Origin of the sequence: Saccharopolyspora oryzae (assembly GCF_027853915.1) — a bacterium.
Lineage (GTDB): Bacteria > Actinomycetota > Actinomycetes > Mycobacteriales > Pseudonocardiaceae > Saccharopolyspora > Saccharopolyspora oryzae.
Genome location: NZ_JAQGLA010000023.1, coordinates 16,433 through 42,732, shown reverse-complemented (window position 1 = coordinate 42,732; position 26,300 = coordinate 16,433). Strand labels below are relative to the sequence as shown.

At 70.0% G+C, this 26,300-nt stretch carries 24 protein-coding genes; 4 read left to right on the top strand and 20 right to left on the bottom strand.

Annotation, left to right across the window (positions count from 1 at the left end; translation table 11 throughout):
- The first annotated feature begins 4 nt into the window (after positions 1-4).
- Complete coding sequence (locus OU415_RS16675; RefSeq protein ID WP_270949724.1) at positions 5-250, top strand: hypothetical protein; 246 nt, start codon at positions 5-7, stop codon at positions 248-250.
- A 65-nt stretch (positions 251-315) separates the two neighbouring features.
- Here OU415_RS16675 and OU415_RS16670 read toward each other — a convergent pair whose 3' ends face one another.
- The 14 genes from OU415_RS16670 to OU415_RS16605 form a co-directional block, all read right to left on the bottom strand.
- The gene (locus OU415_RS16670) at positions 316-1,029 is read right to left on the bottom strand and encodes a GntR family transcriptional regulator (RefSeq protein ID WP_270949723.1); all 714 of its coding nucleotides are present in this window, start codon (positions 1,027-1,029) and stop codon (positions 316-318) included.
- Between the two features lie 275 nt (positions 1,030-1,304).
- Positions 1,305-1,805: a quercetin 2,3-dioxygenase gene (locus OU415_RS16665; RefSeq protein ID WP_270949722.1), complete on the bottom strand. Its 501-nt coding sequence runs from the start codon at positions 1,803-1,805 to the stop codon at positions 1,305-1,307.
- A gap of 33 nt (positions 1,806-1,838) precedes the next feature.
- Positions 1,839-3,062 (bottom strand): beta-ketoacyl synthase N-terminal-like domain-containing protein, encoded by a 1,224-nt coding sequence (locus tag OU415_RS16660; protein ID WP_270949721.1) that lies wholly within the window; start codon positions 3,060-3,062, stop codon positions 1,839-1,841.
- On the bottom strand, positions 3,059-4,777 hold the full coding sequence (locus tag OU415_RS16655; RefSeq protein WP_270949720.1) for a polyketide synthase: 1,719 nt from the start codon (positions 4,775-4,777) through the stop codon (positions 3,059-3,061). The genes OU415_RS16660 and OU415_RS16655 overlap by 4 nt, the downstream gene beginning before the upstream one ends.
- Complete coding sequence (locus OU415_RS16650; RefSeq protein WP_270949719.1) at positions 4,774-5,523, bottom strand: polyketide synthase; 750 nt, start codon at positions 5,521-5,523, stop codon at positions 4,774-4,776. Before OU415_RS16650 ends, OU415_RS16655 begins: the two co-directional genes overlap by 4 nt.
- The gene (locus tag OU415_RS16645; RefSeq protein ID WP_270949718.1) at positions 5,520-6,266 is read right to left on the bottom strand and encodes an enoyl-CoA hydratase/isomerase family protein; all 747 of its coding nucleotides are present in this window, start codon (positions 6,264-6,266) and stop codon (positions 5,520-5,522) included. The genes OU415_RS16650 and OU415_RS16645 overlap by 4 nt, the downstream gene beginning before the upstream one ends.
- Positions 6,254-7,489 (bottom strand): hydroxymethylglutaryl-CoA synthase family protein, encoded by a 1,236-nt coding sequence (locus OU415_RS16640; protein ID WP_270949717.1) that lies wholly within the window; start codon positions 7,487-7,489, stop codon positions 6,254-6,256. The genes OU415_RS16645 and OU415_RS16640 overlap by 13 nt, the downstream gene beginning before the upstream one ends.
- A 56-nt stretch (positions 7,490-7,545) precedes the next feature.
- Positions 7,546-7,803, bottom strand: coding sequence for a phosphopantetheine-binding protein (locus OU415_RS16635; RefSeq protein WP_270949716.1), 258 nt, complete (start codon positions 7,801-7,803; stop codon positions 7,546-7,548).
- Between the two features lie 8 nt (positions 7,804-7,811).
- Positions 7,812-8,057, bottom strand: coding sequence for an acyl carrier protein (locus OU415_RS16630; protein ID WP_270949715.1), 246 nt, complete (start codon positions 8,055-8,057; stop codon positions 7,812-7,814).
- 267 nt (positions 8,058-8,324) lie between these two features.
- Entirely contained in the window at positions 8,325-9,338 is a 1,014-nt protein-coding gene (locus OU415_RS16625) for a 3-oxoacyl-ACP synthase III family protein (RefSeq protein ID WP_270949714.1), read from the bottom strand.
- Positions 9,335-9,976 (bottom strand): SRPBCC family protein, encoded by a 642-nt coding sequence (locus OU415_RS16620; RefSeq protein WP_270949713.1) that lies wholly within the window; start codon positions 9,974-9,976, stop codon positions 9,335-9,337. The genes OU415_RS16625 and OU415_RS16620 overlap by 4 nt, the downstream gene beginning before the upstream one ends.
- Positions 9,973-11,646, bottom strand: coding sequence for a thiamine pyrophosphate-binding protein (locus tag OU415_RS16615; protein WP_270949712.1), 1,674 nt, complete (start codon positions 11,644-11,646; stop codon positions 9,973-9,975). Before OU415_RS16615 ends, OU415_RS16620 begins: the two co-directional genes overlap by 4 nt.
- Positions 11,633-12,823 carry a valine--pyruvate transaminase gene (locus OU415_RS16610; RefSeq protein ID WP_270949711.1) on the bottom strand — a complete coding sequence of 397 codons (1,191 nt, stop codon included), beginning with the start codon at positions 12,821-12,823 and terminating at the stop codon, positions 11,633-11,635. The genes OU415_RS16615 and OU415_RS16610 overlap by 14 nt, the downstream gene beginning before the upstream one ends.
- Complete coding sequence (locus OU415_RS16605; RefSeq protein WP_270949710.1) at positions 12,820-14,367, bottom strand: coproporphyrinogen-III oxidase family protein; 1,548 nt, start codon at positions 14,365-14,367, stop codon at positions 12,820-12,822. The genes OU415_RS16610 and OU415_RS16605 overlap by 4 nt, the downstream gene beginning before the upstream one ends.
- Positions 14,368-15,056: 689 nt before the next feature.
- Between OU415_RS16605 and OU415_RS16600 the strand changes: the two genes are divergently transcribed.
- The 3 genes from OU415_RS16600 (at position 15,057) to OU415_RS16590 (ending at position 18,785) form a co-directional block, all read left to right on the top strand.
- Positions 15,057-16,340 carry a cytochrome P450 gene (locus OU415_RS16600; protein ID WP_270949709.1) on the top strand — a complete coding sequence of 428 codons (1,284 nt, stop codon included), beginning with the start codon at positions 15,057-15,059 and terminating at the stop codon, positions 16,338-16,340.
- 86 nt (positions 16,341-16,426) lie between these two features.
- On the top strand, positions 16,427-17,794 hold the full coding sequence (locus OU415_RS16595; protein WP_270949708.1) for an NAD(P)-binding protein: 1,368 nt from the start codon (positions 16,427-16,429) through the stop codon (positions 17,792-17,794).
- Positions 17,795-17,918: 124 nt separating this feature from the next.
- A complete protein-coding gene (locus OU415_RS16590) occupies positions 17,919-18,785 on the top strand; it encodes an NmrA family NAD(P)-binding protein (RefSeq protein ID WP_270949707.1) in 867 nt (288 codons plus the stop codon).
- A 3-nt stretch (positions 18,786-18,788) separates the two neighbouring features.
- Here the strand turns inward: OU415_RS16590 and OU415_RS16585 are convergent, their stop codons facing one another.
- The 6 genes from OU415_RS16585 to OU415_RS16560 form a co-directional block, all read right to left on the bottom strand.
- Positions 18,789-19,730, bottom strand: coding sequence for a hypothetical protein (locus OU415_RS16585; protein ID WP_270949706.1), 942 nt, complete (start codon positions 19,728-19,730; stop codon positions 18,789-18,791).
- A gap of 30 nt (positions 19,731-19,760) precedes the next feature.
- Entirely contained in the window at positions 19,761-20,453 is a 693-nt protein-coding gene (locus OU415_RS16580; protein ID WP_270949704.1) for a DUF4386 domain-containing protein, read from the bottom strand.
- Between the two features lie 122 nt (positions 20,454-20,575).
- Positions 20,576-21,058 carry a MarR family winged helix-turn-helix transcriptional regulator gene (locus tag OU415_RS16575; RefSeq protein WP_270949702.1) on the bottom strand — a complete coding sequence of 161 codons (483 nt, stop codon included), beginning with the start codon at positions 21,056-21,058 and terminating at the stop codon, positions 20,576-20,578.
- 61 nt (positions 21,059-21,119) lie between these two features.
- Positions 21,120-22,712 carry a ribosomal protection-like ABC-F family protein gene (gene abc-f, locus OU415_RS16570; protein ID WP_270949701.1) on the bottom strand — a complete coding sequence of 531 codons (1,593 nt, stop codon included), beginning with the start codon at positions 22,710-22,712 and terminating at the stop codon, positions 21,120-21,122.
- 204 nt (positions 22,713-22,916) lie between these two features.
- The gene (locus OU415_RS16565) at positions 22,917-24,425 is read right to left on the bottom strand and encodes an NCS1 family nucleobase:cation symporter-1 (protein WP_270949699.1); all 1,509 of its coding nucleotides are present in this window, start codon (positions 24,423-24,425) and stop codon (positions 22,917-22,919) included.
- Between the two features lie 295 nt (positions 24,426-24,720).
- The gene (locus OU415_RS16560) at positions 24,721-26,214 is read right to left on the bottom strand and encodes an MFS transporter (RefSeq protein ID WP_270949697.1); all 1,494 of its coding nucleotides are present in this window, start codon (positions 26,212-26,214) and stop codon (positions 24,721-24,723) included.
- Positions 26,215-26,300 lie beyond the last annotated feature (86 nt).

Sequence of the window (26,300 nt, the reverse complement as noted above, 5' to 3'; positions counted from 1 at the left end):
CGCTGTGAAGAAGGCCCTCGAATTCATCTTCTGGATCGCCCTCGTCGCTTTCCTCGCGCTTGGCTCGCTCATCGTGCTCGGCCAACTGCTCGGCGTCGTCGCCCTCAGCCCCGGGCTCGTCGAGGGTGCCGCGTCCACGCTCAACTGGTCGGCGTTCAGCTCAGCGACGGCCTGCGCGCTGGCCGCCTTCGCACTGCAGTACTTCCCGAAGGAGAAGTCGACCGACGGGCCCGGCGCCGAGCAGTCGTGAGCGTCCCGCCGCCGCGGTGTCCGGGCCGAGCGGATCCGGACACCGCAGCGCGCAGGACGAGCGGATCAGGAGTCGAAACCGGTCCTCAACCGGGTCCAGAGCTCCTGGGGGTCCTCAGACCGCTCCGCGTAGCGCAGCGCTTGACCGACCAACAGCACGGCAGTCGCTTCGAGGTGGTCCCGCATCGCCTGCGCTGCGCCAGGGCCGTCGCCGGCGAGGATCGCATCGATGATCGGATCGTGTTCGCCGATGATGTCGGAGTACTCCCGGCTCCGGCCGGCCGTCGAAGCCCCGAGCAGTCGGGTCGAAACCCGCAGCTGATCGACGATCCGGTGACCGCGCCGCATGCTGCCGGCCTCGAGCACGATGCCGTGCAGTTCCTGGTCGACGGCGAAGAAGCGCGTCTCCTCGTCCTGCTCGGCGGCCTCGCACATCTGCCGGCGCAGTTCCGCCGCCTCGGCGGTGAAGGACTCGTCGGCGTACAGGGCGGCGCGATGGGCGGCCGGGACTTCGAGGGCGAGGCGGATGGAGAAGATCTCCGCGACGTCCTCGGGCGTGGTGGGGATGATCTGGAAGCCGCGGTTGCGCACGAAGCGGATGAGACCGGCCTCCTCCAACCGCAGGAGGCCTTCGCGGACCGGCGAACGCGAGACGCCGAGCTCGTCGGAGAGCTGGTAGACGCTGTACCACTCCTGCGGACGCATCGTGCCTTCGATGACGGCGGAGCGCACGTGCTCCATGACGACTTCGGTGAGGCTCGGCCCTCTACCCGTGCTCATGATGTTCCCGTCCGGCCTCGGCGCCGGATGCGGAGCAGCGATCACGGGCCAGCGGCTCTTGCGTCTGCGGCTACCGGACCATCGTATCGCTGCGGAGCCGATTCGCCGGGGCACCCCGGGTTCGCGCCGAGCGCAACGCCGAACGGCGCGGGGGAGCTCACCCCGTCGTACGGGCAACCTCATCGAACTGTCCAAAGTGGAAGCGCTACGCCCGCCGAGCTCGCCGGAAACGCCCTTGCCGGAACGGCATTTCCGGCGATCTCGATCCCGGGTCGTCAGGCGGGTTCGCCTGGTGGGGGCAGTTGGACTTCGAGGCCGTGCTGGGGCGCCAGGGTCATCGCCCGGTGGAGTTGTTCTTCGGACATCGGCTGCGGAGGCACTCCTGGTTCGGCCTTGTCGCCGACGCCTGCGAAGTAGCGGTCCATGCCGCCCGGGGTGTACATCGTCAGGGTCTTGCCCGGGTGGACTCCGATGTTGCGGAGGCTGTGGACCGTTCCCCTCGGGACGAAGACGAAGTCCCCCGGGCCCGCCTGGAAGGTTTGGCCACCGCTGAAGAACTCCAGGTCACCGGCCAGGACGTAGATGCCTTCGTCCTCGTGGGCGTGGATGTGCGGGGGCGGGCCGTCGCCGGGTGGGACCGAGACCTCCATCAGGCTCAGGGAGCCTCCGGTGTTCTCCTTCGTCGCCTTCAGCGTGTAGATGTCCGCGCCGATCCACACCGACTCCCCTTCGTCGGCGGGCACGTGCAGGAGTCCCTTCGGGGCATTGCTGGTCACTCGACCTCCATGGTTCGACGTGAGTTGTCGCGCTCAGCTGCGCAGGACGATCGCGGCGTTGATCCCGCTGAAGGCGACGCTGTTGGACACCGCCAGCCGGATCGGTGCCGCCTTGGCGGCCTGACCCACCAGGGGCAGGTCTTCATCGATGGGTTCGTGCAGGTTCGGGTTGCCGTGGACGAATCCGCCGCGCAGTTGCAGCGCGGTGGCGATCAGCTCCTGCAACCCCGCTGCGGTCAGGCAGTGCCCCACCAGCGGTTTCGTGGAGTTGACCAGGGGTGCGGAGCCGAAGACCTCGGTGAGGGCGTGGGCCTCCGCGGTGTCGCCGGCCTTCGATCCGGTGCCGTGGGCGTTGACGTAGTCGACCTCGTGCGGCCGGACTCGGGCCGATGCGAGCGCGGCGCGCAGTGCGGCGGCTTGGCCCGCCGGGTTCGGATCGGTGCCGCGGCGGGCGTCGAGGCGTTGGCCCCAGCCCGCGATCGACGCCAGGGGGCGCACTCGCGCGCGGCTCTCGAGCACGATCGCTGCCGCGCCTTGGCCGTGGACGAAGCCGCGTCGTTGCGCATCGAACGGGCGGCAGAGCTGCCGCGGAGCCACCTCCTCGTCCGGTGCGGCCATCGCGCCGCTGTCGCGGAAGGCGCGGAGCTCAGCAGCGGACAGCTCCGCCACCGGTGCCACCACCAGGCAGGAGTCGACCTCGCCCGCGGCGACCAGGCGAGCGCCGAGGATCGCGGCGACCGTGCTGCTGGCCGAGGCAGCGCCGGCTGTCCAGCCCTCGCCCGCGACGCCGGTCGCTTCGCTGACCGTCCCGACGACGTCGGTGTCCAGGTGGGTGAGGACGTGCGAGGGCCGCAGGCTGCTCGGTCGGTCGTGGAATCCGCGCAGGGCCTCGGCGTGGTAGCCGAGCGCGAGGTTGTTGCCCGCCACGATCAGAGCGGTGTTCTCCCGATCCTCGAGCCCGGCCGAACGCAACGCCTCTTCCGCGACGCACGCGGCGGTCTGCCCGGGCAGGGCGGATCGGCGGGTCGCGCGTTGGAGCCGGGCCGCTGCGTCGGGGGCGTCGTGCAGATGGCGCTGCGTCCAGGCCGCGACGGAGAACCCGTCGAGCTGCGCGGCGACTCCCGCCCTGGACTCGGCGGGCAGGTCGACCGCGCGCACCCCGCTCCGGCCCTCGCGCAGGGCCGCGGTGAAGCCGTCCAGGTCGTCGGCGACGGAGTTGAGCACGCTCGCGCCGGTGATCAGGACCTCGCGCCTCACCGGGCGACCTTGCGGGTCTTCGGGGCGATCCCGTAGGGCGTGCGGAGGAACGGGTAGCCGGGCAGTCGCACGCGGCGGCGCGGCGGGTGGTGCCACAGCTTCGACCAGTCGATCTCCCCGCCGCCCAGCCATTCCCGGACTCGCGGATCGGTTTCCTCCGGTGCGTCAACGCCTTCCGCGATCAGCACGAGCCCGGCGCGCAGTTCCTCGTTCGTGCTCGCTCGCACCACCGCTCGGGCGGTGAGGTGGTCGCGGCCGGTTTGCAGCGTCCACGCGGTGGCGGTCGGTTCCGGAGCCGTCGGACCGGCGACGAACTCGGCGAGCCTGGCGGCGACCCGGCGCAGCGCGTCGTCATCGGTACCGCTGATCGGGAACACCATCGACGTCCCACCCCAGGAGCCGTCCGGCGAGTCCGCGGCGGGTGGTTCCTCCAGCACCACGTGGGCGTTCGACCCGCCGATGCCGAAGGAGCTGACGCCCAGCCTCCGGGGAGCATCACCGGGTTCCCACGGCACGCTGCCCTGCGCCACCTCGGCCGGCTGGTCGTGGATCTCCAGATCCCCGTCCATGCCGAGGATCCCGGCGCCGGTGGGGATCGCCCCGTTGCCCAGGACCAGCACCGCCTTGGCCAGGCTCGCCGTGCCCGCAGCGCCCTCCAGGTGACCGATGACGGCCTTCACAGTGCCGATCCACAACCGCTCGCCCGGTCCCGCGAAGCGCACCGGCCCCGCTGCGTGCTCGCGGACCAGTTCGCGCAGACCGTTGAGCTCCTCGACGTCCAACTTCGTCCCGGGCGCGTGGGCTTCGAGGTAGCCCAGCGACGCCGGGTCCACGTCGCCCTGCGCGAGCGTCCGGCGCAGCAGCCGGGCTTGGGAACCGCTGTCGGTCTTGACCAGTCCGCCGGCCCGGCCGTCGTGGTTGGCCGCCGCGCCCCGGATGATCGCCAGCACCGGGTCACCTGCCTCCAGCGCGTCGTCGAGCCGCTTGACCACGAAGCACAGCACGCCTTCCCCGCGCACGTACCCGTTGGCGTCGTCGGAGAACGGGCGGCACGTCCCCGTCGGCGACAACGCACCCATGTGCGCCAGCGCTCCGGTGAGCCATCCCGAGGCGTAGACGTTGGAGCCGCCGACGATGGCGGTGTCGAAGTCGCCCGCGCGCAGCCCGGAAGCAGCCAGCGCCAGCGCGCTCAGGCCGCTGGAGCAGGCGGTGTCGACCGTGATGCTGGGGCCGCGCAGGTCGAAGAAGTTCGAGACCCGGTTCGACAGGTAGGCGGCGATGCTGCCGGTCAGCGAGTAGCGGTCCAGCACGCCGGTGCTGATCATCCCGTCCCGGAAGTCGCTCGTGGACGAACCGACGAACACCCCGACCTCCTGGCCGCGCAGGCTGCTCGGCGCGATGCCCGCCGACTCCAGCGCCCGCCAGGTGGTCTCCAGCAGCAGCCGCTGCTGCGGGTCCATCCACACCGCCATCCGCCCGACCACGTCGAAGAACCCGGCGTCGAAGGTGTCCACATCGGACACGAGAGCGGCGGTCAGCCCGCCTTCCCCGGCCACCTCGGCGTCGTAGCCGACGAGGCGTTCGGCGGGGACCGGTCCCATCGCGGGACGGCCGGCCAGCAGCGTCTCCCAGAACTCGTCGACGTCGTCACCGCCCGGCACCCGGCAGGACATCCCCACGATCGCCAACGGAGCCAACTGCGCATTCTTGGTCACCGGGCTATCTCCTCTGCTCGTCCGTACCGCTGCTTGACCAGCCGCCGGAAATCGGCGGAACCCCAAGCCTTTTCGTGCCTGCCGACCTCGACCTCGATCGCGGCGTCGCCCGCGGCCAGCGCCTGCTCGGCGAACTGGCCTTTGAGCAGCTCCAACGCGTACCGCGGCGCCCGCGCCATCCCACGCGCCAGCTCGAGCGCGGTGTCGAACACCGACTCGTGCGGCACGACCTTCACCGGCGCCGAGCGGGCGCGGAGCTCAGCTCCCGCGTAGCCGCGAGCGGTCAGCAGCATCTCGGTGCCGAGAGTGTGCCCGAGTCGGCTCGGCAGCAGCCAGGTCGTGCCGTACTCCGGGACCAGGCCGTAGTTCAGGAAGTTCGCCGCGTAGCGGGAGCGCTCGGAGAGCACCGGCACGTCGGCGTACAGGCCGAAGCTGAGCCCGCCGCCGATGGCGTGGCCCTGCATCGCCGCGACCACCGGCAGCGGGCAGTGCGGGAAGGCCCGGACGAACGGTTCGACGTCGGCGCGCTCGTCGGTCAGCAGGTACTCGCGACTGGCACCGGCGGCGAACACCGCGGGCAGGCCAGCAGCGACGATCACGTGCACCGCGGGGTCGGACACCGCCTCGGCCAGCGCGGCCGGGACGGCTTCGACCAGGGCGGACGAGATCGCGTTGCCGCCCCGGGAATCGGCCACGGTGACCACCGCGACGCGGCCGTCGATCTCGACCGTCACGAGATCGCTCACAGCAACCCCTCCTCGCGCAGCCGCTGCACCCGGGAACGCACGCCCGGATCGGTGACCGCTCGTTCGAACATGCGGTGCGCGTGGTCGAAGTAGTCCTCCGGCAGCGGATCGAGAATCCGGTGGCAGGACTTGAGATCGCCAACTGCTTCAGGCCTCGGCATGCGCCGCAGTGCGCGCAGGATCCGCCGCAGCGCCTCTTCCGGTTCTTCCACCACTTCGTCGGCCAAACCGAGCGCGTGGGCCTCGGCGGCGTCGAGCTCGTCAGCCAGGACCGATCTGCGGAACACCTCCCGCGTGCCGATCCGGGCCGAGACGAACGGGGTGATCAGCGCCGGTACCAGGCCGATCAGCAGTTCGGTGAGGCGGAAGCGCGCGTTCGGCCCGGCCAGCACGAAGTCGCAGCTGCTCGCCAGCCCCACCCCGCCGCCCGTCGCGCGGCCGTCCACCACCGCGACGGTCACCAGCGGACTGGTAGCCAGCCCGGACAGCAGTTCCCACAAAGCCCTTCCGTCCACGGCCGTCCAGGAACCTGGAGACTCCACTATGGACAGATCGATTCCGGAGCAGAAGGAGTCCCCTTCTGCGGTCAGGACGACCGCACAGCAACCCGGTGTCCGCTCCGCGATGCGAAGGCCGCCGAGCAGCTCGCCCACCACATCACCGCGCAAGGCGTTGCCCGCTTCCGGACGGCACAACCGCAGCCGCGCGCAAGCACCGCTGATCTCCACGCTCACTGGAGCCATCGGTATTCCCTGCGGTAGTCGGCGACCGAGGCCAGCACCGCTCTCGGACGCCCACCGGTTCCCCAGCTCTCCAGCTCCGCACCGTCGACCTCGCCGTGCTCGGCGCCGAACCCGACGGCCTGCGCCCGGTCCACGGCCGCGTCGTAGTCCTCGACGGTCAGCCTGGTGCGGTCCGCGAGTTCGCGCTCCAGCCCGGTTCCGGCGACCAGCTGCCGCGCACCGGGCACGACTTCACCGGCGAGGAACTCCGAGGCGCACCCGGATCCGTAGCTGAACACGCCCACCGACAGCCGCTCCTCGGTCGGCGCCGCGGCGATCGCGCTGATCAGCGCCAGCAGAGTCGTTCCGGAGTAGATGTTGCCGACCTGCTCGGGGAACCGCAGCGAGGGCGCCACCCGGCGTGCGAAGTCCTCTTGCTCACCACCCCGGCCCAGGTCGGACAGCTTGCGCACGCCGGTGCGGTGCGCGCCGCGGACCATCCCCGGGAACGGGGTGTGCATCGCCAGCAGGTCGTAGGACTCGACGAAGTCGACCCCCGGCTTGCGCGCGGCGTGGTCGGCGAACGCGCCCAGCAGGCAGTCCAGGTAGGCCATCAGGGACAGGTCGGTGTCCATCACGTCGACGTCCGGCGCCGGGCGGAAGAAGTCGGGCGTCTCGTAGCCGTAGCAACCGGAGGTGCCCAGCTCCAGCTCGACGATCCGGGGCTCCTCCCCGACCAGCACCGCCACCGCCGCGGCGCCCTGCGCGGGCTCCATGTACGAGCCCCGGGTCGGCACCGGCGTGTCCGAGGCGATCACCAGCGCCCGGCTGCCCGGTTCGGCGGCCACCACCGACGCCGCCAGCTGCAGGGCCGCGACACCGCCGTGGCAGGCCTGCTTGACCTCGAACAACCGGCACTGCCGCGGCAGGTCCAGCAGGCGGTGCACGTGCGTGCTCGCCGCCTTCGACAGGTCCAGCGGCGACTCGGTGGCCACCACCAGCGTCCGGATGCTCCGGCGTTCGGCGTCGGTGAGCGCGTCGACGACCGGCCGGGCCGCGGTGGCCGCCATCGCCACGATGTCCTCACCGGGGGCGGCCACGCTCTTGCGCCGCAACCCCAGGTTGCCGATCCGCGCCGAGTCGAGACCGCGAGCGGCGAACAGGTCCTCGGTCTCCAGGTAGGCGCTGCCGCAGTAGGCGCCCACCGCGTCGATGCCCACCCGATGCGCGTTTCCGAAGTTCATCTGTGCTTTCCTTCCGACCCGGGTGCCGCCCCGCCCCAGGAGGCGAGGCGGCCCGGTCACGGTTCGTTCGCGTTGGCGTTCGCCAGCAGCACGTCGACCAGGCCGCCGATGTCGTGCACTCCGGCGAAGGTCTCGGAGTTCAGCTCCAGCCCCATCGCGTCGAGCGATCCGACGACCACGTCCATCCGGTCCAGCGAGTCGCAGCCCAGGTCGGTCATGCTGCGGTCCTCGCCGATCTCGGCAGGGTCGATGTCCGGGCGCACCGACAGGATGTTCGCGCGCACCACCGCGAAGACCTCTTCCCTGGTCAGCACGGCATCCCCTACGCGTTCGCGGCGAGGTGCTTGACGAACGCCTCGGGCGTGCCGTGCTCGTAGAGGGATTCGACGGTCTCGGCGACGCCGAGCTCGGACTTGATCATCGCGACGTACTCCACCGCGAGGATGGAGTCCAGGCCCAGCTCGGTGAAGCTGGTCGACATGTCGATCTTGCTCACCTCCACGTAGAGCACCTCGGCCAGCAACGCCAGCGCCGTGCTCTCCACGGAGGTCTTGGTCTCCCCGCTCATCCGGTTCCCTTCCACATGAGGTTTTTCCACCCTCGTTTTGCGTAGCGGTGCAAGTAGCGGAACCTCAGCGCCCGCCTGGACTCCGGGTGCCCGACTTTATGTATGCCAATACACGGCAGTCGGGCCGTCCTCGCCAGGCGAACGCTGAGAACCCGCGGCGGTGCCAGCTGCGAGGGTGGGCTATGCGCCTGACGGCGCATGCGACCCTCACCGCGCGGCGCCGTTCGTGCTTCGCGGTCGCAGACCGGACAAGATGGAAAGGGCTCACTAGTTCCCGCCCTGCCACCTGATCGCGGCGCACGCCGACATCTCCCCCGCTCCGGCGAATCCGGCGAGCACCACCAGCGATCCGGGCGCGATCCGGTCGGCCCGCAGCGCGTGGTCGAGGCTGACCGGCACGCCGGCGCCGAAGAGGTTCCCGTAGGAGTCGAAGGTGTCGAAGTGCTTGGCCGGGTCGATGCCCAGGTCCCGCGACCAGTTCCGCAGCAGCAGCCGGTTCGGCTGGTTGGTGATCAGCAGGTCGACGTCGGCCACGTCGTGCTCGATGCGGCCGAGCACCTCGCGGACCACCTCGGGCACGATCTTGGTGCCGCGCTCGATGACGTTCTGCGCCTTGGTGTTGTCGAACCCGACGTCCATCTCCGCGGTGCCCGGTTCCCAGTACAGCCGGCCGTCGGCGAGGGTGATGTTGACGTCCGGCGCGAACTCCGGGTGGTGCTGCACCTTCGTGGCCAGGATCGGCGATTCGTCCGACGCCGCCACCAGCGCCACCGCCGCACCGTCGCCCGGCACCGACGCGTGCGCCGAGGTCCGCACGCCGGGCTGGGTGAAGATCTTGCCCGCGTTCTGCGACACGCACAGCAGCGCGGTCCTGGCCCCCTGCTCCTGGAGCACCTTGCGCGCCAGGTCGAGCATGTGCGGGAACACCACGCAGTGCCCGTTGTGGAGGTCCACTATGGACTCCGGCTGCGCACCGAGCCGTCGCGCGACCTCCGCGCCCGAGCCCAGGAACGGCACGTCCGGGAGCGCGTTGTAGGTGATGAGGACGTCGACGTCGCGGAGCACGCCGGTTCCGTGCCGCTCCGCCAGCGCGTGCGCGGCCTGCTCGATGAGGTCGGCCCCGGTCTGCTCCCGCGAGGCGTACCGGCGGAACTCCGGCGCCCGGAACATCGGGTTGCGCAGCAGCGGGTCGTCCGGCCGCGAGTACTGCTCGAAGTACTCGCGGCCGACCTGGTCCGGCGGCTGGTAGCTGGCGACGTCGATCAGGCTGACCGGCTTCACCGCACGACCCCCGGCACGATCGGGATCCCGTTGCGGTGCCGGTGTTCGAGGATGGCCTTGGTGTTGTCCATCTCGATGCGGTGGCCGGCGTTGAAGTACCGCCACAGCTCGCCGACCCACACCCGGTCCGGGCCGGGCGACTTCTCCGGGTACGGGTTCTCGGCGTAGTACGGGTGGTGGCAGTTGGTCATCATCACCACCGACCCCGGCTTCTTGAGCACCAGCTCGGCGGGCAGGACGCGGAAGAGGTAGATCATCCACAGGTCCTCGCCCTGGTCCCAGGCGGCGTGGTAGTCGATGGTCATCGCGTCCGGGTTGGACTCGATGCGCAGGAAGATCCGGGTCATCTCGTCCACCCGGTCCCAGCCCACGTGCAGCCCGGTGTCGTCGACCGGCTGCAGGCCCCGCACGCTGAAGGTGTACTCCTCCTGGCTGTGCACGTCGGCCAGGTAGTCGAACACGTCGCGGGGCGGGCAGTCGATGTAGGTGTGCAGGGTGCAGAAGTCCCCGTAGACCTCCTCGTGCGGGTAGGAGTCCTTGGTGGCCTTCTTGGCCTGCTCGACGATCTCGGCCATGGACCGGGTCTCGCAGCGGGCCAGCCCTGGGATCTCGGCCAGTTCTTCGTCGGAAACCCTCACTTCGGCGATGTCCTCTCGGTCGAATCATCGGTCGGCACGAACGGCAGGTAGGGCGGCATCTCGTCGGGGCGCATCTCGACCGACACCAGCGACGGACCGGTGGTGCTCCCGGCCAGGAAGGCCCGCAGCTCGTCGAGGGTCCGGACGGTCCGCGCCCGGATGGACGGGAACATCGCGGCGATCCCCGCGCCGATGTCGCTGTCCCGGAAGGCGTTGTAGGTGTGCTCGCCGTCGTAGAACAGCTCCTCGCGCGACTTGCAGGCCGCGTGCGAGTTGTTGTTGAAGATCACGAAGGTGACCGGCAGGTCGTGCTCGACCGCGGTGTGCACCTCCATGCCGTGCATGTAGAACGAGCCGTCGCCGGCCAGCACGAAGGTGCGCCGCCCGGTGGCGAACGCCGCGCCGATCCCGGCGCCGAAGCTGAAGCCCATGCCACCCATGCCCAGCGCGAGCAGGTAGCGGCCGCGGGCGGGCGCCGGGAGGAAGTGCAGCACGCCGCACCCGGTGTTGCCCGCGTCGGAGACCACGACCGCGTCGTCCGGCACCGCGTCGGCGATCGTCCCGACGACCTCGCGCAGCGCGATCCGGTCTCCTTCGGTGCGCTCGTGCGGCAGGAAGTCCAGCCCGTCGTGCGGCGGTGTTGCCGGTGCTTCCCCGGACAGCTGCTGGACGGCCGACCGCAAGCTCGCCCGCAGCTCACCGGTTTCCAGCAGCGCCTCGTCCCCGACGTGGGGAGCCTGCCGGTCGAAGCAGACGATCTCCGTGCCCTGCAACGAAGCTTCGAGCCCGGCTCGAGCCACTTGCGGGAACCTCGTACCCACCAGGACGAGGGTCCGCGCGCGGTCCAGGCAGTGCCGCACGCTGGGATGCCCGTTCGCACCGGCCACCCCGACGAACCGCGGGTCGTGGTTGTCGAAGACGTCCTTGGCGTCCGGTTCCACCGCCACCCACGCACCGAGGCGCTCGGCCAAGCCCGCCAGCTCCGCACGCGCGTCCACGCGCACCACGCCCGAACCGGCCACGATCAACGTCGGCCCGCCGCTCCGAGCCGCTTCCAGCGCCCGCAGCACCTGTCGGTCGAGTTCGCCGGGTTCCTCCTCCTCGACCGGGAGGTCCACCGGTTCCAGCTCGGTCACCGCCTGCTGGACGTCCTTCGGGATCAGCAGAACGGCAGGCCCCCGCTCGCGCTCGGCGGCGTGCATCGCGCGCGGCAGCAGGTCGGCGATCTCGTCCGGTTTCTCCACCCGGGCGCAGAACCGCGACACCGCGGCGAACAGCGCCGGACCGTTCAGCGAGCCGTTGAGCCCGCTCTGGTCCTGGAACGCACCGCGTCCCTCCAGCGAGGTCGGCGGCTGCCCGATCAGGGCGAGCAGCGGAACCCCGGACGCGTAGGCTTCGCCGAGCGCCGGAACGAGGTTGAGCGCCCCGCCGCCGGAGGTGGCCGCGACCACGGCCAGGCGGTTGCTCGCCCGGTGGTAGCCCTCGGCCATCGCCCCGGCGGAGAACTCGTGCTTGCCGACGACCCCGGTCACCCGGCCGGAGCCGTGGGAGATCGCGTCGTAGAGGTCTTCGACGTTGGCCCCGTGCACGCCGAAGACGTGCCGCACACCGGCGGAGTCGAGGTGGTCGACGATGCGGTCCACGACCCGCTTGCGCTCAGCGTCCGGCATTGACCACCTCCGCGAGGATCCCGAGGCCCTGCTCGATCTCGGTGTGCGTCGCGGTCACCCCGATGCGCACCGACCGGCGCGCGTGCGGCTCGCCGTGCAGGTGCGGCAGGTAGAACGGGGCGGACGGGGCGATGAGCACACCGCGGTCCTTCAGCTCGTGGAACAGCTCCGAAGTGGACGTCTCGAGCTCCGGCAGGTGCAGCCAGCGGAACTGCCCGCCGTCGGAGGCGTGCAACCGGAACGGCACCTGCAACCGCGCGTCCAGGACTTCCCGGATGAGCTGGTGGCGCTGCCGGTAGCTCTCGCGCAGATCGCGGTGGCACAGCTCGAGGTACCGGTCGTCGCGCAGCAGGATCAGCACGGCCAGCTGCACCAGCTGCGGCGGGAACGTGGCGACCTGCGACTGGAACCCGCCGAACAGCTCGATCAGCGGTTCCGGCGCGATCACGAAGCCCAGCCGCTCCCCGGCCAGCGCGGCCTTCGAGAAGCTCTGGACCAGCACCACGTTGTCCGCCCACGGCATCCCGAGCTCGCGGAAGGCCAGCCCCGGAACCACCGGGGCGTACGCGTTGTCGACCACCAGCAGCGCCCCGACCTCGGCGCATTCCCGGGCCAGTTCGGCCAGCGCCTCGTCGGAGATCACGTTCCCTGCGGGGTTGCTGGGCCGCGAGACCACCACCGCACCGACGTCGCTGCTCAGCGCACCGCGCGGCGGGACGTAGCGGAACTCGTCGTCGCCCTCGGTCACCACCTCGGCCGGCACCATGTCGTAGGCGACGTCGCGGTGCGTCAGGTATCCGGGGTACTCCGGCCCGAACAGCACCACCTTCTTGCCCCGGTCGGCCATCAGCTCCGAGATGTAGTGGAAGGCGGCCTGCGCGCCGGGCGTGATCAGCACGTTCGCACCCGACACCGGCAGCGAGAACCGCTCGGCGTAGCGGCCCGCGAGCTGCTCGCGCAGTTCCGGGTCCCCGTGCACACCGTGGTACCGGGTGACGCGGCTGGTGAAGCTCGGATCCGCCACGGCGGCGCGGAAGGCCTCCCGCACGGCGTCGGAAATCGCGGGCAGCTCCAGCGGCATGCCGGTCGCCAGGTTGTGCCAGCCCTGGTCCACGGCCAGCAGGTACGGGACGACGTCCTGCCACTTCTCGATCGGCGGGGCGCTGACCGCGGTCATGAGCGCGCCCCGTCCCGGTAGCGGTCGGCGATCCCGCCCGGCAGGTCGAGCCGGCCGATCGGCGAGTAGTCGTAGCGGTCCACCGGGTCCTGCGAGGGCGAGACGATCAGCTCGTTGGCCCCGGCCACGTACGAGGTGATCTCCTCGCTGGCGAACAGGTAGCCGATGCCGTCGACGAAGGTGCAGCCCAGATCCGTCAGGTTCATCTGCGCGCCCTCGACCGAGACCAGTCCGAGGTCGCTCAGCCTGCCGATCTCGGGGGCGAACAACTCCCCCGCGTCGATGCCGTAGCGCTGCTGCAGCACGTCGAAGTTCACGCCGCCGGAGCGGATGCCGAACATGATCGCGCGGCGCACCCGTTCCTCGTCGGGCAGCGTGTGGCCCCGCCACACCGGCGCCTTGCCCGCGCTGATGGCGTCCATGTACTGCTGGTTGTCGCACACGTTGTAGTACTGGGTGCCGCCGATGTAGCCGAAGCCGCTGACCCCGAGCGCGACCAGGTTGTCCTCCTCGATGGAGTCGAACTTGTTCTGCTGCTGCTGGGAGTGCACCTTGCCCTTGGCGTAGTAGAAGACCGGCCCGCGCACGAATCCGGCCGCGTCGAGGACGTACTCGGCCATGTAGTGCATGCGCAGCCGGTCCGCCGCATCCGGGAACAGCTCCGGGTTGCGCATGTACTGGCGGGTGATCGGATCGGACCGCTTGAACATCAGCGGGAAGATGTTGAACTTCTCGATCCCGGCGTCCATCAGCTCGACGATCGTGTCGTACCAGTTGCGCAGGTTCTGCAGCGGCAGCCCGAAGATCAGGTCGACGTTGAGGTTGTGGATGTCGCGCTGGTCCAGCAGCTCCAGCAGCCGGTACACCTCGGCCCGGCCGTGCCCGCGGTTGAGCTTGGTCAGCACGTCCTCGTCCATCGACTGGATGCCGAAGACCCAGCGGTTGACCCCGCCGGCGGCGATGGCGTCCAGCCGGTCCTCGTAGTCGGGCTGGCGCACCACGCCGGGGTGCAGCTCGAAGGTGATCTCGGTGTCCGGGCGGGTCCGGACGTTCTTCCACAGGTGCTCGAACAACCGGTTGATCTGCGGCGCCTTCAGGTAGGAGGGGGTGCCGCCGCCGAAGTAGATCGACGAGGCGTTCAGCCCCTCCGGCGACTCGGCCGAAACCCGTTGCTGCACCCCGGAGATGTCGTCCAGCAGTGCCCCGACGTAGCGGTCCACCCAGGAGTCGGCGGCGTTGATCTCCTTGTAGAAGTGGCAGAACGTGCAGTACTGCTCGCAGAACGGGATGTGCAGGTAGACGTTCTGGGAGCTGGTGACGTCCCGGAACACCTCGTGCTCATCGATGTCGTGCAGGAACTTCAGCGGCGGGTAGGTGCCGACGAGGTAGTACTCCAGGGGCGTGCGGTACACGCCCGCGGCGCGCAGGTCGTCCAGCGCGATCGCGCGGACCTGCTGGTCTGCGTACTCCACCGCCTCGGCGAAGCTGGGCAGGATTCGGTCGCCGCGCGCACCCGGAGCGCTCGGCTGGTTCTGTTCCCGCACTGGGTCTCTCCTCCGGCCAGGTCGCCCAGGCCTGTCTGCGTGTCGACTCCCGAACGTCAAGAACGGCAAAAACCACGCCTTGACACTTCCGCGGAACTGGAATCCGCATTGCTGCTGTCGGCGCACCGCTTTTCGCACTATTACCAGTACGCATTTCAACATTCGTCACGACAAATGCCATCGCCCGCGCACTAGCACCGCGCCGCGCCATTCCATCGGCCGAACGGACTAATCCACTCCGAACCGCCGAACCGTACGATCTTGAAGCTTCTCCACTTCGGGCAAAGGACCCCCAGAAACCCGACAAAAATTGACACAACTCCAGAACGGAGGACGATAACCCCAGGTCACGGGCACACTCGTCCGCCGTCGCCCATCAGTACCAATGGTTCCGCGAGCACCGACCAACGATTTCGTTTAAAAGCGAACTACCGGTCGACGCGGGTGCCGGAAGCGGCCCCCGAAGCGGCTCATCAACGCCCCGAAGCCTATGCACGGCTTCTCGCGATAGTCAACAAGGATTGCGACACACACCGCCGCCCAGGAATTTCCATCCCGATCTTGACAGTCGGACCGTTCACTCGGCAGTGTGAATGGACCGCGTGATCTGGTCGTGACCTGAGCGCGCGGACTTCTCCGGACGCATTCGAGCTGTCCGGATCGATCGCGTGGGGACAAGGGAGCTATACGTGGATCCAAGCCGTTCCGGCGCCGGCTGCCCCGCGTCGCGGATCGCGGCGGAATTCGACCCGTTCGGCGACGCCTACCAGGAAGATCCGGCGGCGCTGCTGGCTGCGGCGCGCGCCGAGGAGCCGGTCTTCTACAGCCCGGAGCTCGACCACTGGGTGGTGACCCGCTACCGCGACGTCAAGGAGTTCTTCCGCGACACCAAGAGGTTCTCCGCCTCGAACGCGCTGGAGCCGATCACCCCGCTCGGGGAGAAGGCGCGCGCTCGGCTCGCGGAGTACGACTTCGCACCCGGTCCGGTGCTGGTCAACGAGGACGAACCGGTGCACATGCGGCGCCGCAAGCGCCTCGCGCCGCCGCTGGCCGCCGAAGAGGTGGCCAAGCTGGAGGGCCGCATCCGGGACCTGGTCAGCAGCTACGTCGACGCGTTCGTCGCCCGCGGCACCGCCGACCTCATCGACGACCTGCTGTGGGAGGTCCCGGCGATCGTCGGCCTGCTGGTGTGCGGCGTGCCGGACGAGGACATCGACCGGGCCCGGCACTACACCATCAAGATGGGCATGTTCACCTGGGGAAAGCCCACCGAGGAGCACCAGGTCGAGATCGCCGACCAGGTCGGTCAGTGGTGGCGGCTGTCCGGGCAGCTGGTGGACCGGCTCAAGCGCGAGGGCGGCCAGGGCTGGGTGCCCACCGCCATCGACGTGCACCGCGACGACCCGGAGCTGGTCGACGACAACCACCTGCAGAACATGATGATGAGCGGCCTGGTCGCCGCCCACGAAACCACCACCAACGCCACCGCGAACGCGCTGCGATTCCTGCTGTCCCAACGGGATTCGTGGGAAGAGCTGTGCGCGGACCCGGCGCTGATCCCGAACGCGGTCGAGGAGTGCCTGCGCTTCCGCGCATCGGTGCAGTGCTGGCGGCGCAAGGCGCTGGTGGACGTCGAGGTCGAGGGCGTCACCATCCCGGCAGGCAGCCGCGTGCTGCTGGTGATCGGCTCCGGCAACCACGACGAGACGGTCTTCGACAACCCGCAGGAGCTCGACATCCACCGGCCGAACGCCAAGCGCCACCTCGCCTTCGGCATGGGCGCGCACGCGTGCATCGGCGCCCCGCTGGCCCGGCTGGAGATGCGGATCATCCTCGAAGAGCTCACCCGCCGGCTGCCGCACATGCGGCTGGTCGACGGCCAGGACTTCGGCTACCTGCACAACGCGTCCTTCCACGGCCCGCGCCACCTGCGCGTCGAGTGGGAGCCGGCGGACAACCCCGTCGACGCCTGACCTTCCCGCGGAAAACCCCGCATCCTTCCCGAAAACCCCGGGCGCACCACGAGATCCGGGCGGTCGGACATCACACGAGGAGCATCATGGCAGCACGTATCGCGGTCGTCGGTGGCGGCGTCGGCGGGTTGAGCAGCGCGATCCTGCTGGCCCGCCGCGGGTTCGAGGTGGAGGTCTTCGAACGCGACGCTCCCCCGCCTGCCGACCTGGCCGACGTGCAGAGCTGGCCGCGCCCCGGCGCACCGCAGTCCCACCACCCGCACGTCTACCTGGGCCTGTTCCGCCGCCTGCTGCGGGAGAACCTGCCCGACGTGCTTCGGGACATGCACGACCACGGCGTGGACGAGCTGCCGTTCAGCGGCATCCGCGGCCCCGTCGAGCCGGGTGACGAGGACCTGGTGATGATGGCGGCACGGCGCAACACGCTGGAGTGGGCGCTGCACCGCGCAGTGGCCGGGGAAAGCCGGATCCGGCTCCACTCCGGCGTTTCCGCGCAGCTCGCCGAGCCGGTGGACGGGGTGCTCACCGGGGTGCGCACCGCCGCGGGCGTGGTGGACTTCGACGTCGTCATCGACGCCACGGGTGCGCGGTCCAAGGTCGGCCAGCAGTACCTGGAAACGGTGTCGGAAGCCGAGTGCGGCAAGGTCTACAACAGCCGCTTCTACGCTCTGCGCGACGGTGTGCAGCGGCCGCCGCTGCAGCACGGTTCGGTCACCGTCGTCGACGGTCTCGGCTACGGTGCGGCGCTGTTCGCCCACGACTGCGGGGTCTTCTCCATCGACATCGGCCGGTTGCCGGAGGACGAGGCGCTGAAGAAGCTGCGCGATCCGGACGCCTTCGACCGCGTGGTGGCGCTGTTCGACAAGTTCGCGCCGTGGTTCGCCGCCGGCAACGCCACGCCGATCAGCGACGTGGTTCCGATGCCCGGGCTGCGCAACGTGCTGCGCACCCTCAAACCCGACGCACCGAGGGGCTACTTCCCGCTCGGCGACCGCGTGTGCCTGACGGACCCGACGTTCGGCCGCGGCCTGGCGCTGGCCCTCGCGCACGCCGTGCGGCTCGCCGAAACCTTCAGCACCGCCGACGGCGACCTGACCCGACTCAACGCGCGAACCACCCGGGAACAGGTGGAATTCGTCCGCCCCTGGTTCGACGACGTGGTCGTCCAGGACGTGGCGCGCACCTCGCTGTGGCGCGCGGCGGTCAAGGGCGAGTCGTGGCAGGACCTGCTCGCCGACGCGCCGCCGAACCCGTTCCTGATGATCGACGCGGAGGAGCACGACCCCGAGCTGGGGCTGGCCGCCCGCCGCTACGTGAGCATGCTGACCAGGACCGTCGACACCACCGAGGTGTACGAGCGGATCCAGGCCATCATGGAGCTCTCGGAGGCAGGAGAGCAGGCGGCGTCGACCGCACCGACCTACACCGACGTCCTCGCAGCACTGGACGCCTGACCGCTGCGCGTCGGCGCTCACCCGCGCCGGCGCGCAGAATTTCCTTGCACCAGCCCGGATCAGCCCTCGAGCGGCGCCGGTGATACCACGTCGGCCGGTCGGCCGACCGCGAGAGGACGATGGAATGCACGCACTGCTCGGAGCGACCGGCCTGGTCGGCGGACAGGTGGCAGCAGCGCTGCGCAGGCGGGGTCTGCCGGTGCGCGCGCTGGTCCGCGATGCCGGCCGAGGTCGCGGGCTCGAGGAGCTGGGCTGCGAGCTGGCGGTCGCGGACATCGACGACGTCGACACGCTGGTCGCCGCCTGGACCGGGGTGGACAGCGCGTTCGTCATGCTGCCGACGTACTACGACTCCCCGGACGTCCTGGCCACCTACGACCAGCAGATCGGCAAGATCGTCCGCGCCTTGGAGATCGCCGGGCCACCGCACGTCGTCGCGTTGTCCGCGGAAGGCTCCGAGATCCCGGAGGGCACCGGGCTGATCCTCACCACGCGGGCGTTCGAGACGGCGCTGCGCGGAACCGGGTTGCCGACCACGGTCGTGCGCTGCCCGCTGTTCATGGAGAACTTCCGCTACGGGGTCGAACCCGCTCGCGAGCACGGCGTCCTCCCCAGCTTCCTCGTCCCGCTCGAGCAAAAACACCGCATGGTCTCGGCGGTCGACGTCGGCGAGGCGATCGCGGACGCCCTCGCCGACCCGGCGGATTCCCCGCGGACCCGGTTCGTCGCCGCCCCGCACCAGTACTCCCCCGTCGACGTCGCCGGAGCGCTTTCGTCCCTTCTGGACAGACCCGTCCAGGCGGTCGAGGTACCGCGCGGCGAATGGCACGACCAGATGACCGGCATCTCGGGTTGCAGCGCCGACGCAGCCCGCCTGCTCACCGACATGTACGACAGCTTCAACGCGGGCAAGCTCGGCGTCGAACCCGGAGCGGGCAAGGAGATCACCGGCCCCACCACCCTCGAGAAAGCCCTCGCCCACGTCCTGTGAAACCTATTCGGCGCAGTTCGGCCGGTGGAGTGCTCGTAGCGCGAGACCGAACGCGATGATCAGCAGCGCCGTACCCGCCAGCGCGAAAACCGTTGCCACGACCGGAGCTGCGCTCACGGGCAGCGGTCGGACCCCGGCGAGCACCTCCACGACCACGATGCCGGCGAAGAGCACGTACCCGGAGCTGGCCAGCCGGACGAGGGCGAGGCGGGATCGTTCGGGGCACTCGGCGAACGACAGCATCCAGGCCAGGAACGGCAGGACGAGCACGCCGTGCATGGTGGCGGCGTGCCCGGGCTTGATACCCGCGGTGAAGGCGAAAGCGCCGTCGACGTCACCGCCGACGCGGGAGAGGACCATGCCGCGGGCGAGCATGTACACCCCGAGCGCGAGCGCGACCATCAGGGAGGCGAAACCGACCCGCAGCGCCAACCGCATGCTGGGCGGGATGCCGGGATCCGGGCGCCACACCAGGACGGTCGCCGTGGCGAGCGTGGCGACGAGGGCCACCCCGCCACCGGCGGCTCCCGCGGAGAGCAACCCCGCGCCAGCTCCGGTGACCCCGAAGTGCGACGGCATGCCCCGCCACGCCTGCACTGTGATCATGCCGACCTCCGCAGCGCAGGCACCTGCGAACACAGCCAGCAGCACCGCCCGGTCGCGGGAGCGACCCGACGCGAACGAAAGCACCCAGGTCACCGTGGCCAGCGTCAGCCCGAAGGACAGTCCGAAGGTGGCCGGCTTGCGCCACGACACCGGTCCGCTCCAGGAACCGCCGGTCACGAGCAGGACGCCGAGGTGGAACAGGCCGCTGCAGATCAAGACCGCGGCGAGCAGGTAGCAAGCGCGCTCGATCCAGGTTCGGCGCAGGACCGCGTCGGCGAGCGAGCGCGCCATCCTCGCCGCCGTCGACGTGGTGCTACGCCCTCGATCGTTGCCCGACATGCCCTCTCCCTCCTGCTGGTCGCCGCTGGGTCACTGGTGGCGCGACCGGCGGGTGAGCGGCAACGTCGCGGCGGCGACGACCAGCCAGATGAGTCCGCCGAAGCGGACGACCGGCAGCAGGTAGGCGAAGCCGTCGACGACCAGGGCGAGCGAGGAGAGCGCCCCGGCTGCGGCGAGCACGAGTCCGGCCCAGCTCACGGCGCGCGGCAGCAGCCCGGCCAGCAGACCCGGCACCGAAACCCCCGCCATGAGCAGCGCGAACATCACGGAGTAGGCCGGACCACCGGCGAGGAACGAGAGATCGGCCAAGGCCCGGGCCAGCGCCGGGCCGGTGTCCGCCGCCAGTCGGCTGCTGCTCCAGCTGAACATCGCGCTGAGCACCAGGGCGTTGGCGGCCAGCACCCCGCCTACGAGGGTGATCGCCGAACCGGGCGCGGTGATGCCCAGCGCCCGCAGCCGCCGGTAGAGCACAGCAGCGGTCAGCGCCAGCGGCACCCCGGAAGCGAAGAGCAGGAACGCACCGAGCTGGATGGTGCCGCTGCGTCCCTGGACGTAGTCGAGGACTTCCGCTCCCGACGCGTCGGGGTGCGGCGTGGACCTGTTGACCACGACGTAGGCGATGGTCAGCACGGCGAAGGCCAGCACCGGTGCCAGCAGTGGTGGGCCGCTCTGAGGGCGACGCGCGGAGTGCTCGGTGCGCTGTGCGTCCGGGTTGGCTGTCATGGCATCTCCTCCAGCTTCCATGTACAGCCTAGAATGATTACAAAACGGAACGATTGTCAAGGCGTCATCATTCGAGACCGGCACGTTCAGGAGTGCGCGGCCCGTCGTTCAACGGCGGATCGTCAGGTTCGGACGGACTTGTACCCCGGGTGGACGCCGGGCGAGAGGCCCTGGTCGCTGGCGATCCGGCCGAGCAGCGCGGCGAGCTGTTCGCGTTCGTCATCCGCGAGCGCCCGGCACAGCACGTCCTCGCTGCGGCGAGCGGCGGCGCCCAACTTCCCCAGCACTTCCGAGCCCTGCTCGGTCAGGTGGAGCGCGTGCAGGCGGCGATCGTCCGGGTTGCGGCGGCGTTCGATCAGCCCGCGCTCCTCCAGCTTGTCGGCGAACGGCACGAACCGGCTCGGCGGCATGCCCAGGTCGTCGGCGAGTTCGCGTTGGCTGCGCCCCGGCTTCCTGGCGAGCATCCAGAGCAGCCCGGCTTGCGGCGGCGTGAGCTCCAAGTCCTCGATGCTCGAGGCGAAGGTGGCGGCCGCATGCGTTCCCAGCTGCGCCAACAAGAATCCGACTCCGCTCGGCAGCCGGTGCGGCTCCTGCTTCTTGCCCATGCACACATGCTAGACGAGAGGTGAACTATATACAGCGAGCAATCATTCTTGTTAATAATAATTACTGCATAGCACGTCGAGCGCCTCGCCAACGGCGCCGCAGCTGACGATCGTGGCTGACGATCACGAGCGCTCCCCGGTAGTCGGCCAAGGCGGTTTCCAGCTCCTCGACGAGGTCGGGCGACAGGTGGTTGGTGGGCTCGTCGAGCAGCAGCACGTCCGCCGGCTCGCTGACCAGCCGAGCCAGCGCGAGCCGCTGCCGCTGACCGCTGGACAGGTTCTCCACGCGCGTCGTGAGCTGCGCACTGGCGAAAAGCCCCAGGGACAGCAGCCGTTCGGCGTGCTCGGCGGGTTCTCCGGGGAGTCCACTGGCGAAAGCTGCCAGCAGCGTCTCGCCGGGCACGGCGGGGTCCGGTTCCTGGGCGAGGTAACCGATCCTGCCGCTGCGGGTGACGGTGCCGCGGTCCGGAGCGAGGTCCCCGGCCAGCACGCGCAGCAAGGTGGTCTTGCCCGCGCCGTTCGGGCCGGTGATCAGCAGCCGCTCCCCCGCGGCCAGCGCGACGCTGGTCCGCGCGAGGCGGCCCGCGACGGCGATGTCGGTGGCGTCGAGAACAGCTCCGCGCACGTCGCCGGCCTGCGGTGCGGCGGTGAAGCTCAGCCGTTCCGGTGGCACCGGCACCGGATCCGCGAGCAGGCGGCGAAGCCGTTCCTCGGCGTTGCGGACGCGGCTGGCCAGCGACCGCTGCACCCTTCCGCCCGCCCGGTCGTAGGCCATCTTGTTGTTGTCCTGCATGGCCCGCCCCGGAGCGACGTTGCGCGCGCTGGTGGCCGCGACCTCCCGGAGCCGGTCGGTTTCGGCCTCCCACTGCGCACGGTCCTGGACCCACCGCTCCCGCGCAGCCGCCTTCTCCGCGCGGAATCCCGCGTAACCGTTGCCGTACCGGACAACGCGATGCCGGTCCGCGTCGACCTCGAGCAGGCTGGTCGCGACCCGCTCGAGGAAGACCCGGTCGTGCGACACCGCCACCGTGGTGCCGCGCCGGGCTCGCAGGTGCTGTTCCAACCAGTCCAGGGCGTCGTCGTCCAGGTGGTTGGTCGGCTCGTCCAGCAGCAACACCTCGGGCCCGGCTGCCAGCACGGCGGCCAGGCGCAACCGGACCTGTTCGCCACCGGACAAGCCGCCGACGGCGCGGTCGCGATCCACCAGCCCGAGACCCAGACCGTGCAGCGCCCGCTCCACCCTGGCGTCGGCGTCGTAGCCGCCCCGGAGTTCGAAGGTGGTCGTCAGCTCGCCGTACTCGGCCAACCCGGCTTCGTCGCCCGCGGCAATCGCGGCTTCCAGCCCGCGCATCCGCTGCTCGATGGCGCGCAATTCGCCCAAGGACCGGTCGATGACGTGCTGGACGGTCAGCTGCGGCGGCAGCCGCTCGTCCTGCGCGAGGTACCCGACACCGCCCTCGGCGCGGACGAGGACCTCTCCCCCATCGGGCCGCTCGCGTCCGGCGAACAGGCGCAGCAGGGTGGACTTCCCGGACCCGTTCTCGCCGATGATCCCGGTGCGCTCACCCGCGGCGAGCGAGCAGGTCACCGCGTCGAGGACGGGCCTGCCGTGGAAGGACTTGCTGACCGCGAGCGCGGTGATCTGCGTTGGCATGCACGAACTCCGAAGCATTCGAGGGCGACGCGGCCATCGGGGACCGCAGGGCGGGACGAACGCTTCGAAGGAGCATCGGCGACCTCACTAGTGCGACGACTGGTGCACTAATGAGACAACCACGGCCTCACCTCACGAGCAACCGGTTTTTCAAGGAAGCGGCGGAAGACCATCGCGAGCGCGCACTGCATCCACAATGGAGTGTCAATGCCGGCGGTCGGGTTCAGCGGTGGAACCGTCCACCGCCTGGACCGAAGACACGTCGTGCGAATCCCCGGAGCCCTCGGCGGCAGGCGATCGACGCATCGCGGCGAAGTACGCGAGCCCCGAGAGGACCACACCGATGGGCCACGAAAAGGCCGCGACGGCCGAGAAAGCCGGGACCAGCGCGATCACGGCCGCGATGACCGCAGTCGGCACGAGCACCGCGATGGCCGTGCGGTTGACGCCGCGCACGTAGTGGTACTCGCCGGACTCGTCGACCTTGTACAAGGAGTCGATCAGCACCCGTCCGCGGCGGATCAGGAAGTAGTCCACCGCCATGATGCCGAACAGCGGCCCCAGCAGGGCGCCGAGCCCGCCGAGGAAGTAGTTCACCACGATCGGGCTGGAGTAGAGCTTCCACGGCATCACGAGCAGCGCGAGCACCGCGCTGATCAGGCCACCGCGCTTGAAGGTGATGTGCTTGGGCCAGATGTTCGCGAGGTCGTACGCCGGCGAGACGAAGTTGAGGACGACGTTCACGCCGATCGTCGCGATGATGAACATGACAGCGCCGATCACGAGGACGGCGGTGTTGGGCACCCTGGCGATGATCAGCGCGGGGTCGGTGATCGTGGTGCCGAAGACGGTCACCGCACCCACCGTGGTGGCGATGCTCACCGCGGAGAAGGCGATGAAGTTGACCGGAATTCCCCAGAAGGTGCCCCACCGAACCGAACCCCGGCTCTTGCCGAACCGCGTGAAGTCGCAGTAGTTCAGCGTCATCGTCGCGTACGTGGCGACGAGCAGGAACGCTCCGCCGAGCACGACCAGGGTGGTGTTGCCCTCGACCGGCTGCACCGACAGGTTCATCGGCAGGTTCCAGCCGGCCTGGGCGAACAACCACACCGCCATCCCGAGCATGACGACCCAGATCAAGGGGCCGGCCCAGTCCTGGAAGCGCCGCACGGCCTCCATGCCCCTGGTCACGACGAACAGCTGCAGGACCCAGAGCAGCAGGAAGCACGCCCACCCGAGCAGGGACAGCCCCAGGAAGGACCGGTCCTGCCAGGCGCTCAAGCCCGGATCGATCCGGAGCAGCAGCACGACCACGGCCAGCGACGCCAAGTAGGTCTGGATGCCGTACCACGCGATCGCGATGACGGCGCGGATCAGGGCCGGCAGGTTGGCACCCCAGACGCCGAAGCTGATCCTGGCCATCACCGGGAACGGGATCCCGGTCTCGACCCCCATCCGCCCGGCCAGGAGGAGTCCGGAGTAGAGCACCGCGATGCCGATGGTGATGGAGATCAGGACCTGCCACGCGGTGAGGCCCAGGGCGAACATCCCGGCGACGAACGTGTAGGTGCCGATGTTGTGGATCGCCGACATCCACACGGCGAAGTAGTTGTACGAGTTCCACCGGCGCTCGGTCGCTGGAGCGAGATCTTCGTTGTACAGGCGCCCCTCGGGATCGAGCGCGGCGAGGTGCGGGTGAGCGGGTTCGGGCATGTCACACTCCATCAGGGGGACCAGCAGGCAGGCGGTGCGCTGGCTGTTGGTCTGGCGCCACCAGTGGGCTCGGAGGCGGGGCGGACGGTGTGCCGACCGATCCGGCGAGCTGCGACTAATGGAATACGGTATACCAAGAATGCGGTGTCGCAGATCACCTGTCAATCCCCGGCTCCGAACCCGCCTGACCTGCGGCGCAACCCGATCTCCCGCGGCTCGCGGACGGCAGCCGGAACAGGTTCGGAAATTCCCGGCAGGGGTGGCGATTTCACGCGAAACCACCACCCCGCTCAGGTCATCGGCGGGAGAGGACCCACCAGGCCTGGAAGGCCGCGAAGGCGAGCACCACCGCGCCGACCACGCTCGTCACGTGCACGCCGTAGGTGAAGGCGTGCGCTGCCGAGTCGCGGAGGGCCGCCGCCTGCTCCACCGGCAGATCACCCGCCACCGACAGCGCGCCGCCCAGGGTGTCGCGAGCGGCGTCCACAATGGATTCCGGCATGCCGGTCACGTCGACGCGCCCCCGGTAGGCCGCCGTCACGACGCTGCCGAGCACCGCGGTCCCCAGCGCCGCACCCAGTTCGTAGCCGGTTTCCGAGATCGCCGATGCCGCACCGGCGTTCTCCGGGGCCACCGTGTTCATGATCGCGTCGTTGGTCGCCGTTTCGGTGATGCCCGCACCGATGCCGACCACCATGAACGCCACCACGACCAGCCACGCACCGCCCTGCGGCGGGAGCAGCACCATCAGCAGGTAGCCCATCGCCGTCGCGAACATCGCCGCGCCCAGCAGCTCGGCCAAGCGGACCCGGCGGATCAGCCGGACCGCCACCAGCGAGCCGACCACCGACAGCCCGATGCCCGGCAGCAGCGCCAGACCCGCGCGCAGCGGAGTCATGCCCAGGACCAGCTGCAGGTACTGGGTCATGAAGAACAGCCCGCCGACCATCACGAACACCGCCAGCAGGTTGCTGGCCACCGCGACGCTGAAGCGCGGCTTGGCGAACAGGCCCAGGTCCAGCATCGGGTGCTCCAGCCGGCGCTGCCTGCGCACGAACACGTACCCGGCGACCAGCGCGACCGCCGCGGCGGGCAGCGCCAGCGACCCGCCACCGGCGAACTCCTTGACGCCGAAGACCAGCGCCAGCATGGCCAGCAGCGAGAGCCCCGCGCTGGGCAGGTCGTAGCGACCCGGCTGCGGGTTGCGCGATTCCGGGATCACCAGCGGGCCGACGACCAGCAGCAGCACCATCACCGGCAGGTTGATCAGGAACACCGATCCCCACCAGAAGCGCTCCAGCAGCAGCCCGCCCAGCAGCGGACCGAACGCGGCACCACCGGCGAAGGTCGCCGTCCAGGCGGCGATCGCGGTGGTCCGGGCGCGCGGGTCGGTGAAGATGTTGCGGATCAGCGACAGCGTCGACGGCATCAGCGTCGCGCCGGCCACGCCCAGCAGCGCCCGAGCGGCGATGAGCAGTTCGGCGTTGGGCGCGAACGCCGCCAGCGCCGAGGCCAGGCCGAACCCGGTCGCGCCGATCAGCAGCAGGCGGCGGCGCCCGATCCGGTCGCCGAGGGTGCCCATCGTGACCAGCAGCCCGGCGAGCATCAGCGAGTAGATGTCGACGATCCACAGCAGCTGACCGCCGGTCGGGCGCAGCTCCTCGCTGATGTGCGGCACGGCGAAGCTCAGCACCGTGTTGTCGACGGAGATCAGCAGGACAGGGAGCAGCAGCGCGGCGAGCGCGGTCCACTGCCCGCGGGAAGTACGAGGCGATTTCAGGTTGGTCATCTCTACACGGCCTTGGTCAATCTGCACCGTCCAGTCGGTACAGAATCCGTCCAGACGGTATAGTAACCGTCCAGCCGGTATAGTTC